Genomic DNA, 11,297 nt, shown 5'->3' with positions numbered 1-11,297 from the left:
GGGAATATCGGTGATGCTACGCCAGACAACTGTCAAATCCGGAAAAACTGCTGAATCAACACGTCTAAGGAAACGGCTGCTGTCGGGCACGGCGCTGGCGCTGTTTTCGGGAGTCGCCTTTTCCGGCCTGGCGGTTTTGGTCCCCTCATCAGCCCAGGCGGACGATGAGTGCGGCGTTCTCGCGAACGACGGTTCGCCCGATCTGATCTCCTGCGGTCCAACGGAAGGCCAGAACGGAATCAGCTACCCGGACGTGCAGGACGACCTGCAGATGAACCTCAACGGCACGACGCAGAACACGACCGCCGACGGGGTCTGGATTTCGAATGACGCTGGCTTCGGTCCCAATGTCGTCGTCTACACGACGCAATATCCGGGTCCGATCAATCCCGCCATCTATTCCAACGAGGGCGATCCGGCGTTGGCCGTACAGTTGAACGAAGGCGGCAACATCACTCTCGATCACGATTATGGAACATTCACAAACAATGGCGGCGGACAGGGCGTCAATCTCTACACGTCTTCCGGCGACATCAACGTGGACATTGCGGAAGGCGCTTCCGTAGCGGCCTATGACAATAACGGAATGAACCTTTACACCGACGACGGCGATATCACGGTCGTGAACGCAGGAACGGTTTCGGGCGACGGGGACGGTGACTATTTCGGCGGAAACGGCCTTTACGCCTCGGCTTCGGGAACCGTCGACATCACCAACAGTTCCATGACCTCGATGATCGGCGCCGACCACGGCATGGTCGTCAACTCTTCCAACCAGGTGCTGATCAACAACACGGGTGGACTGACAGTCGGTCTTGGCGGCGAAGGCGTCGAGATCAATGATATCTACGGCAGCTCACTGGCCCAGGACGAGGCGAGCGTCGGCATTATCAATACGGCCGGCGTCATCGCCGGTTACTGGGACGGCGTCGACGTCTCGGACGTATGGAATTCCGACGAAATGCCGGAAAACGAGCTCTATATCGACAACAAGGGCGTGATGGAAAACGACGCGGTCGTGACCCGCGGCGGACTCATTCTCGGCACGTTCGGCCAGGGCGTCGATCTCGACGAGATCGACGGCGACGTCGTTATCGATAACAAGGAGACCTGGAACAAGGGTCTGAGCGTCGCCGGCGTCGAGACGGCGATCGGCAGCTTTTCCGGCGACGTCGAAGATCTCGCGACGAACCTCTATGACGCCGGTCTCTCCGGCATCGTCGGCGAAAGCTACGGCATCCGGATGTACGACATCGGCGAGCCCAGCTACGACAATGACGGCTACGTGATCGTCGACAACAGGCTTGGTCTCATCGCCGGCTACAATGGCACCGGCGTTCAGATCGGCAATGTTGGCCTCAATGCGCCTGGATATACTTCTGTCGATTTCGACAACCGGGGCGGTCTGGTCGCTGGTTTGAACGGCTACGGAATCGACATCTTTTCGACCAACGGAAGCGTTGAAATCGACAACGGCTCCTATGGCTACGACGCCGACAACAACTACATCGGCGGCGGCACTATTCTGGCTCTCGGAGACAACAATCAGGACGGCGTGAACCTGTCCTATATCGACGCCGACGTCGTCATCAACAATATGGACGGCCTGATCTATTCGGCGACGGGAGACGCCGTCGACGTGGAGAGCGTGTACGGCACGGCCTATGTCGGCTACTACGGCGCCGGCGGGTACTACTCCGGCGACAACGCCTTCTACATCGCCCCGATGGGAAGCGCAGTCGAGATGTCCTCCTTCTATACCGGGTACATTCATACGGGCGGACTTGCCGTCGGTTACGGCAGCGAAGACATGCCTGTGTATGATGTGGCTGGTTTCGACGAAGTCGAGATCATGAACACCGGCATTGCCGGCAGCATCAATCTGCCCGGTTTCACGGTGGACGGCGACACGATCAACGCCAGCATCCTCAACGGCGAGCCTGTCGATTTCTTCGCCGATGTCGACGATTACGACGGCACGGCCGATATCTGGTATGAAGTCGCCAGCATTTCCGATTATGCCCTTTCTGCTGGCGCCGCCGGCAGCCTGAGCAATCTGGAAAACTACGCCGATGCGGCCAATGATGTGTTGGTCGTTGCCGAAGATTATTACATCTTCGACTTTGACAACTCCGGCATCGCTGTCGGACGCATACTGCTCGAGGACACGGACTACAGCAATACGGTAAGCAACTCCGGCGCCTGGTATACGCTGGGTGAGAACTACCTCGGACAGAACGGCAGCCTCTACAACGACGAGGGCGGTGTCATCCAGACGGCCTTCGCTGACGGAAACAGCCATTCCGCATCGTTCGCTCTCAACTGGTTCGACAATGACGGCGCGTTGAGCATGATCGACGGCGACGCCTATGACCGCACCTATGTCAACTTCCTGAACGAAAGCAGCTACAGCTCGGGTTGGAGCGGCTACGGCGACGTTGCGGTCGATGTCGATTTCTACAATCGCATGTCCGACCGTCTCGTCCTGTCGAACTACTCCTCCGACTACGCCTACAATATCGAGGGTTCGAACGGCGTGATCGTCAACGTGCTGAGCAACACTCCGGGCGGCATCAACCAGTATGGCATCGACGTCGTGCAGTATGACGAGAACGCCTACATCGACAACAATTGCTACGGGCCGTGCGTCCAGGGCGACGCCTTCTACATCTCTTCGGCGTCGGACGGCTACTTCAACTGGGGCAACACCGGCATGATCGCCGACGGCATGTTCGCATGGTACATGGCGCAGGATGAAGACTACGAAGACTTCGAGCTGCGCAGCACCTGGGCGCCGACCGTCGACCAGCTTCCCTCGCTCGTCACTCAGGTTCAGAACGCCTGGTACCAGACGAACGACGTGGTCGCCGATCACATCCGCGGCAATCGCTGGCCTGAAGCCTTCGGCACCACCTACAACGCCGACTTCATCACCACCGCCGCGCCTACTCCGGTCGCGCCGCTCGAGACAGCCGCATACAACAAGGGCGTCTGGCTCAAGGTTCAGGGTTCGTGGACCGATCGGGACACCGAACTTGCCCGAACGATTGGCGGCGTGACCTCCGTGGTCGACACCAGCTACGACCAGGACATCTACAGCATCATCGGCGGTGTCGACATGCGCTTCGGAGACGATGGTCCGTTCCGCGCAGGCCTGTTCGGCGGCTACATCAGCTCGCAGTCCAACTTCACGTCCTGGGCCGCGACGGCTGACTTCGACGGAGCCACCGTCGGCGCCTATCTCGATTACACGAAGGGCAGCTTCTACGTCGATGCGACCGTCAAGGCCGACTTCCTCAGCGGCGACTACACAGCCAATGTGAACGGGGTCAATCTGGTCTCCGGAAGCCCTGACGCGACCAGCGTCGGTGTGCTCGCCAACACAGGCTACCGCTTCCAGGGCAATCGCGGCTATATCGAACCGATCGCCTCCTTCGCCTATGTCAACAGCAGCCTCGACAACTTCCAGTCGGGCGGCGCATCCGTCAGCTTCAGCGACGGCAACAGCCTGCGGGCCGGCGCCGGCGCCAGGATCGGCACGGACTTCAACATGGCGAGCGGCGCACAGGCGGAAGTCTCGCTTCTCGGCAAGGTGTGGAACGAGTTCGAGGACGCCAACAGCGTGACTGTGACGGACCTCGGATCGGGCAGTTCGGCAACCTTCCAGGACGGCATTGACGGCGTCTTCGGAGAAGTCTCGGCTGTTCTCAACGTAACCAACGCCAACAGGTCGATGTCGGGCTTCGTCTCGGGCGGAACCGAGTTCAACAGCACCTACACGACGCTGAACGCGAAGGGCGGCTTCCGGGTCAACTGGTAGACCTCACCCAACACCGAAAATCACAGGACCGGCGTCTTCGCGACGCCGGTCTTTTTGTGTCCGCGCGCGCCAGTGCGTCGTGGCGAATATCACCACATGTTAACATAGTAAACGCAATGTGAATTCGCGACCCGATTTTCGCCCGAAACTGCCGTTTTAGTGCAGGGTGAAAAGTAATGCGGAGACGGGATTCATGGACAGGCAAAACGGACACATGTCCGATAGGGACGTCCGGAGAATCGGCGCAGACCCGGAAACGCGCAAGGCGCGGCACCTTTTGCCGCTCGCGGTTTTCGCTCTTGCCGGAATAGGTATTGGCACGGCTCTGGCGCCGGATTTCACGACTGTCGGCGCAGCGCCGGAAGAAGAAAAACCCGAAATCAGGATGGCGCAGACGGTCGCCGTTGTTACGCCGGAGGACGCGCGTTCCTTCGAAGCGCCGGCGACCGAAACTGCCTCCATACCATCCAAACGCGCCCGCGTGGTTCGGGTCAGGGCCCCGGTTTCAACCGGAGAAGCGCCGGAGCCCAAGCAAACGGCGAAGCGGATCAACCCGTTGCTGCGCCAGGACGTCGCCGCGGTGCGTCTCGCCAACGCCTGGGTGGAATCGGAAATCGACACGGCGCGGACAGGATCGATCGACCGCAACGCCGAAGACATTGCGATCGCCGACACGGAAGAAAAGCTCGTCGCGATGGAAGAGCCGCTCGAGGAAGACGGCGTCACGGAGGTGATCCTGCCGTCGCTTACGTCCGAGCATGCGGCGACGACGCCGGAGCCGGCCAAAAAGTCGGAAAAGGTCGCCGAGAAAGCGCCGCAAGCCGATGACGACGGATTGGTGGCAGGCCGCACGACGAAGGCCGTCAATCTGCGCTCCGCCCCGACCAACAGCTCCCGCGTCATGCAGGTGGTGCCGGCCAACGCGGCGATCAAGACGGACGAGTCATGCCGCCACTGGTGTGAAGTCGTCTATGACGGCAGCAAGGGCTATATTTACAAGTCCTTCATCCGCAAGACCAGCTGACGCGAGCCCGGGCGTTACTCATGCCCGGCCGGCTGCACGTGGGCGAGTGAACTGACGCCCAGCCATGCGCGCAGCGTCTTTCTAGCCATTCGGTCGCCATGCGCTTCAAGCCGGTCCGCCTTCAGAGCTTGCGTCAGGGACATGTCTCCCCGCCAGACATAGATCAGCGTTGGCAGATCCGATCTCACATAGAGATCGACGTCGAAGCCCGGCTCCTTGATGCACAATTCGCAGCGCTCCTTCTCGTTAAGGAACCACCAGCGGCGCTTGTGGGCGGGCTGATCGGTGAACTGGATCTCGACGACGGCGCGTTCCTTTTTGAAGGCGGCCGGATTGACGCTGTTTTCCATGGCCCAGAGAAGCAGATCCAGGTCGATTTCGTGTTCCTGAAGCTGGCGGCGCGTCCAGCGCTGGCCCCAAACGCCAAGCGCAATGACGATCGGCACAAATTCCTCGCCGGCGGGCGTCAGGTGATAGGTCCAGCTTTGCCGGCCCTCGGCCCTGCGTCGCTCGACGACGCCTTCCGCCTCCAGCTGTTTCAGACGCCGGGAAAGCATGGTGGGCGAAGCGAGCGGAATGCCCCGCTGCAATTGTGAAAACCGGGTGGCGCCGACAGAGAGGTCGCGCAGGATGAGCGACGTCCATCGCTCGCAGAAAACTTCGGAAGCCTTGGCGATGGGGCAGAACTGACCGTAGGTCTTCATGGCGTCTTCCTCCCTGGAGCAGAGAATACCATTCGTTGTAGCTGGCGAATACTACACTTCGTGTACTGTTTTCATCCGCCGGCGCGTGGTCTCCTCCACATGACAAACGCAAGGAGGCGAAAATGCTCGACACGGATACGACTGTTCTTCCCCATCACCAGGAGGCAGCCCGGCTCTGGGGCAAAGGCGGCAGGGACTATGACGATATCAGTTTCGTCATATCCGACGCGCTTGCCCATGCGGCCCAGCGGCTTGCTGCATCCGCCGGCGACGCGGCGCTGGATGTGGCGACCGGCACCGGCTGGACGGCGCGCAACGTGGCGCGCAGCGGCGCGGAGGTTATCGCCGTCGACATCTCCGAAACGCTTCTCGAGGCGGCCGTCAATCTCTCAGGACCCGGCTGTCCGCAGGTCCGGTTCATGCAGGCCGACGCGGAAGATCTGCCGTTTGCCGACGCGCAATTTGACAGGGTGATCTCGACCTTCGGAGTGATGTTCGCGGCCAATCACGAAAAGGCTGCTTCGGAACTCGCGCGGGTTTGCCGGCCGGGCGGCCGGCTGGCGCTCGCGACCTGGGTTCCCGGCGGAAGCGTCGCCGAATTCTTCGGATTGATCGCGAAGCACGGCCAGGCGCCGGCGCCGGAGCGTTCCCCGCTCGACTGGGGCGACCCGGATTGCGTCGAAAGGCTACTCGGCGGTTCATTCAATCTGACGTTCGAGCGCGGCGTGAGCAACGCCTATCACGATACCCCGGAGCATATCCGCAACTGGTACATGCGCGGGTTCGGTCCGGTGCGCGATGTCATGGACAGGCTGGAGGGCGACGTCCGCGCCGCCTTCATCCGGGACCTCGACGCCTATCACGCGCGCTATGAGACAGCGGACGGTCTGCTGCACATAAAGCGCGAGTATCTGGTGACGATCGGCGAACGGCGTTGAGGCGAACCGGCGGCGGGTCAGCCGCCGGAAAGCGTTACTCGATCGACGACACGATGGCGCGCGCCACCTCGTCAAGCCGGTTGTCCGGAAGGCCGGCGATGTTGATGCGGCTGTCGCCCACAATATAGATGCCGTGATCGGCGCGGATGCGATCGATCTCTTCCGGCGCGATGCCGAGGCGGGAGAACATGCCGCGCTGGTCGGCGATGAAATCAAAGCGCGAGGAATTGGATTCGCGACGCAGCGCTTCGGCGAAACCGGATCGCAGCTTCAGCATGCGGTTCCGCATTGTTGTGAGTTCGGTGATCCATTCGCCTTTCAGATGCGGATCCGTCAGCACCATGCGCACGATCGCCGCGCCATGATCCGGCGGCATCGAATAGACGGCGCGGGTCACCGACATCAGCTGCGTGAAGGTCGCTTCGGCCTGCGCCGGCGCCGCCGCGATGATCATCGCCGCGCCTACGCGTTCGCGATAAACGCCGAAATTCTTCGAGCAGCTGGCTGCGATCAGCATTTCCGGAACTTTCGAAGCGAGAAGGCGCAGGCCGGCTGCGTCTTCCTCGAGCCCGTCGCCGAAGCCGAGATAGGCGAAATCGACAAAGGGCAGCAGACTTTTTTCCAGACACAGATCGGCGATCGCCGTCCATTGTTCGAGGTCGAGATCGGCGCCGGTCGGGTTGTGGCAGCAGCCGTGGACCAGCAGTACGTCGCCGGGCTTCGCCACCGACAGCGCTTCCATCATCCCGGCAAACAGCAGCTTGCCGTTCTTCGTGTCGTAATAGGGGTATTGCTGCGTCTTCAGATGCGCGTTCTTGAGCAGCGGCATGTGGTTCGGCCATGTCGGATCGGAGACCCAGACGGTCGCATCCGGCGCCGTGCGTCCGATCAGCATGGAAAGGATCGACAGTGCGCCGGTGCCGCCCGGCGCCTGGCAGATCCGCGCCCTGTCCATGGACACGCTGTCGCCAAGCACCAGCGAACCCATCTCGACGCAGAATTCCCTGTCGCCCTGGACGCCGACATAGGCTTTGGTTTTCTGGGAATCGAACAGGCGCAATTCGGCCGACTTGATGGCGGAGAGGACCGGCGTGTCGCCGTGGCTGTCCTTGTAGACGCCGACGCCGAGGTCGAGCTTGTTGTCCCGCGGATCCTCGCGGAATTGCATCATCAGCCCCAGGATCTTGTCGGCGGGGGCGGCCTGTACGTTTTCAAACATTGTGCATTTCCCTGGTCGGTGCGCTTCGCGCCGGCTTCGGTGGTGTGTCCAGTTCCGAAAGCCTGCGGGCCATGTCGGTTCGAACCCTTGCTACCGCTTCTTGCTTGACCGGTCCATAGCCTCTTATGTCCATCGGCAGCGCAAGCGCCGCCCGCCACTGGCGCTGATTGTCGCGGTCGAGATCTTTCAGGCAGGTTTCGACGATCTTACCGTACCAGACAATGAGGTCCCGCTCCATGCGACGCTCCTGCGTGTACCCGAACGGATCGAGCGGCGTGCCGCGCAAGCCTTTCATATGTTTGAGGACCCGGAAGGCCGAGAGCATCCACGGGCCGAAGGCGCGCTTGGGCGGCCGCCCGCGCCAGTCCTTCTCCGAGGGGACAAGCGGCGGGGCAAGATGGTAGCGAATGCGGAAATCGCCTTCAAATTTTTCCTTCAGTTCCTCCAGAAACGCCGGACGCGCATGCAGACGGGCGACCTCGTATTCGTCCTTGTAGGCCATCAGCTTGAAGAGGGATCGGGCGACGGCCTCCGTGACGCCCCCGGTTCCCTGCTCTTTCTCGCGCGCCTGGACGCGATCGACGAGGGCGCGATAGCGTTCGGCGTATCTACGGTTCGCATAATCTTCGAGAAACGCCTCGCGTCGGGCGATCGTCCGCTCCAGCGTTTCGATGACCGTCTGTTCGTCCGCGTCGCCCGGAACGAGATCGGGCCGCGCCTGGGCTATGCGACCCCAGTCGAAGGCTTTCCTGTTGGTTTCGACGGCGACGCTGTTGAGTTCGATCGCGCGCATGAGCGCCTCCAGCGAGACCGGAACGAGCCCCGCCTGCCAGGCCATGCCGAGCATCATCACGTTGGCGAAAACGGTGTCGCCCAGCAGGCGCGCGGACAACGCGTTGGCGTCGACTGACGGAATGTCATCGCGACCGATAGCGCGCCTGATCGACTCGATGCGGCGGTCGATCGCGAGGTCCGCGTCGCGGAAGCGGACGATTTCGCCCGTCGGCATTTCAGCGAGATTGAGAACGGCCGCCATGCCGGGACGGTAGGTCGCCGAAGCCTTTGGCGATGAGGCGACGACGATGTCGCAGCCAATCAGCGCGTCGGCCGCGTTGCAGTCGATGCGCACCTGGTTGATCGCGTCCGGCGTCTCGCCGATGCGGATGTAACTCAGGACCGGTCCGAATTTCTGTGCGAAACCGGTGAAGTCGAGCACCGAAGACCCCTTGTTTTCGAGATGCGCGGCCATGGTGATCAGCGCGCCGACGGTGACGACGCCGGTGCCGCCGACGCCGGTAACCAGCAGGTCGTAAGGTTCATCAAGAGTGGGGAGCAGCGGTTGGTCCAGCATCGCAACCAGGCCGGAACTGTCGACCACATCGGGCCGGGTCTTGCGGCGTTTGGCGCCCTCAACGGTGACGAAGCTCGGACAGAAGCCGTCGAGGCAACTGAAATCCTTGTTGCAGGTCGACAGATTGATCTGGCGCTTGCGGCCGAAAGGCGTCTCCTTCGGTTCGACGCTGAGGCAGTTGGACTGAACGGAACAGTCGCCGCATCCCTCGCAGACGAGGTCGTTGATGACGACGAAGCGCTCCGGATCCTCCATCGTTTTGCGTTTGCGGCGGCGGCGTTTTTCCGTAGCGCAGGTCTGGGCGTAGATCAGCACGGAGACGCCTTTCACGTCCCGCAAATCCCGCTGCACCGGGTCGAGGTCCTTTCGATGGTGCAGAGTCACGCCGGCAGGCAGCTTGGACAGGGAGAAATTCTCCGGTTCGTCGGAGACCAGCGCGATGCGCTCAACGCCCTCGCTGCGCACCTCATGGGCGATGGTCTCGACGCTGACCGGTCCGTCGACAGGCTGGCCGCCGGTCATGGCGACGGCGTCGTTGAACAGGATCTTGTAGGTGATGTTGGCGCCGGCGGCGATTGCCTGCCGGATCGCCATGGAGCCGGAATGATACCAGGTGCCTTCGCCGAGATTCTGGAAGATGTGGCCGTTGCCGGTGAATTTCGAAGAGGCGGCCCAGTTGACGCCTTCGCCGCCCATCTGGATGAGGGAGGATGTCTCGCGATCCATCCAGCTCGCCATGAAATGGCAGCCGATGCCGGCGAGCGCCTTCGATCCTTCCGGAACCTTCGTCGAAGTGTTGTGCGGGCAGCCGGAGCAGAAATAGGGCGTGCGCGCGCCGGCCCTGATTTCGATGGGCTGATTTGCAGCCCCTGTCAGTTGCGCCGCCCGCCTGCCGTATTCGTCCGTGCCGAACAACCGGTCGAGGCGGCCGGCGACGATCGGCGCGAGCTGCATCGGCGAGAGCTCTCCGGTCCACGGCACGAGACGGTTTCCGTCCTCGTCGCGCTTGCCGACCATGTGGTCCGGCTTGTCGCCCGGGAAGTCGTAGAAATATTCCTTGAACTGGCTTTCGATGATGCCGCGCTTTTCCTCGATCACCAGCACCTCGCGCTTGCCGCGCACGAAATCCAGCGCGTCGCGGCGCGCAAGCGGCCAGACCATGCCGACCTTGTAGATGTCGATTCCGATGGCGCGGCAGGCGGCTTCGTCGAGACCCAGAAGCCGCATCGCCTCCATCAGGTCGAGATGGCCCTTGCCGGTGGTGACAATGCCAAAGCTGGCGCTCTTTACGCCATAAATCCGGCGGTCGATGGGATTGGCCTCGGCAAAGGCGAAGACCGCCTCCTTCTTCGCCTCCATGCGCTCCTCGATCTGCGGGCCGGGCAGATCCGGCCAGCGGTAGTGCAGGCCGGATTCCGGTATGGCGTGATCGGGCGCGAGGAATTGCCGTGAGGCGCGCAACGCGACGGAGGCGGCCGCCTCCACCGTCTCGGAGATCGCCTTGAAGCCGACCCACATGCCGCAATAGCGACTGAGCGCGTAGCCATATTCGCCGAACTGCAAATATTCGCCGATGCTCGCCGGGTTCAGCGTCGGCATGAACCAGGCCATGAAGGCGACGTCCGACTGATGCGGCATGGAGGACGAGACGCAGCCGTGATCGTCTCCGGCGACGACGAGAACGCCGCCGTGGGGAGAGGAGCCGTAGGCGTTGCCATGCTTGAGCGCGTCGCCCGCCCGGTCGACGCCCGGTCCCTTGCCGTACCAGAGGCCGAATACGCCGTCGACCTGTCTGTCGGGATTGGTCTCGACCTGCTGCGAGCCGAGCATTGCGGTCGCCGCGAGATCCTCGTTCACGGCCGGAAGAAACTCGATGTGGTTGTCCTTCAGCCGGTTTTTGATGCGCCAGAGTTCGAGATCGACGCCGCCGAGCGGCGATCCGCGGTAACCTGATACAAAGCCCGCCGTGTTCAGGCCGGCCGCGCGGTCGCGCGCGGCCTGGTCGAGCAGAATGCGGGCGAGCGCCTGTGTGCCGGTCAGATAGACGCGTCCATCGTTCCGGTCGTAGCGGTCGTCAAGGACGTAGTCGCGGTCGAATTGCTCTGATGCTGCAGTCATGCGCCTTCTCCCTGACGTCCGAAATGCATGCTGGAACAATTCTAACCGAAAAAGCTGGAATTTCCTTTCAATCTTGTTGGATACTGAGTAATTGTTGGATAATTTAACCGAAATTCATCGGAA

At 61.8% G+C, this 11,297-nt stretch carries 6 protein-coding genes; 3 read left to right on the top strand and 3 right to left on the bottom strand.

Annotated elements, in window-relative coordinates:
- Positions 1 to 13: 13 nt before the first annotated feature.
- Positions 14 to 3,820 carry an autotransporter domain-containing protein gene (locus tag AAFN47_RS21550; RefSeq protein ID WP_499811326.1) on the top strand — a complete coding sequence of 1,269 codons (3,807 nt, stop codon included), beginning with the start codon at positions 14 to 16 and terminating at the stop codon, positions 3,818 to 3,820.
- 193 nt (positions 3,821 to 4,013) lie between these two features.
- Positions 4,014 to 4,844 (top strand): SH3 domain-containing protein, encoded by an 831-nt coding sequence (locus AAFN47_RS21545; RefSeq protein WP_499811325.1) that lies wholly within the window; start codon positions 4,014 to 4,016, stop codon positions 4,842 to 4,844.
- A gap of 14 nt (positions 4,845 to 4,858) precedes the next feature.
- On the opposite strand, the gene AAFN47_RS21540 is transcribed toward AAFN47_RS21545, so the two are convergent.
- Positions 4,859 to 5,548, bottom strand: a complete 690-nt coding sequence (locus AAFN47_RS21540; RefSeq protein ID WP_499811324.1) for a winged helix-turn-helix transcriptional regulator — start codon at positions 5,546 to 5,548, stop codon at positions 4,859 to 4,861.
- A 122-nt stretch (positions 5,549 to 5,670) separates the two neighbouring features.
- On the opposite strand from AAFN47_RS21540, the gene AAFN47_RS21535 reads away from it, so the two are divergent.
- Positions 5,671 to 6,486: a class I SAM-dependent methyltransferase gene (locus AAFN47_RS21535; RefSeq protein ID WP_499811323.1), complete on the top strand. Its 816-nt coding sequence runs from the start codon at positions 5,671 to 5,673 to the stop codon at positions 6,484 to 6,486.
- A 34-nt stretch (positions 6,487 to 6,520) separates the two neighbouring features.
- On the opposite strand, the gene AAFN47_RS21530 is transcribed toward AAFN47_RS21535, so the two are convergent.
- Positions 6,521 to 7,705 carry an amino acid aminotransferase gene (locus AAFN47_RS21530; RefSeq protein WP_499811322.1) on the bottom strand — a complete coding sequence of 395 codons (1,185 nt, stop codon included), beginning with the start codon at positions 7,703 to 7,705 and terminating at the stop codon, positions 6,521 to 6,523.
- Complete coding sequence (locus tag AAFN47_RS21525; RefSeq protein WP_499811321.1) at positions 7,698 to 11,174, bottom strand: indolepyruvate ferredoxin oxidoreductase family protein; 3,477 nt, start codon at positions 11,172 to 11,174, stop codon at positions 7,698 to 7,700. Before AAFN47_RS21525 ends, AAFN47_RS21530 begins: the two co-directional genes overlap by 8 nt.
- Positions 11,175 to 11,297 lie beyond the last annotated feature (123 nt).

The organism is Hoeflea sp. CAU 1731, from assembly GCF_039888615.1.
GTDB lineage: Bacteria > Pseudomonadota > Alphaproteobacteria > Rhizobiales > Rhizobiaceae > Flavimaribacter.
The sequence above is the reverse complement of the archived record's forward strand: the minus strand, read 5'-3'. Positions and strand labels throughout refer to the sequence as shown.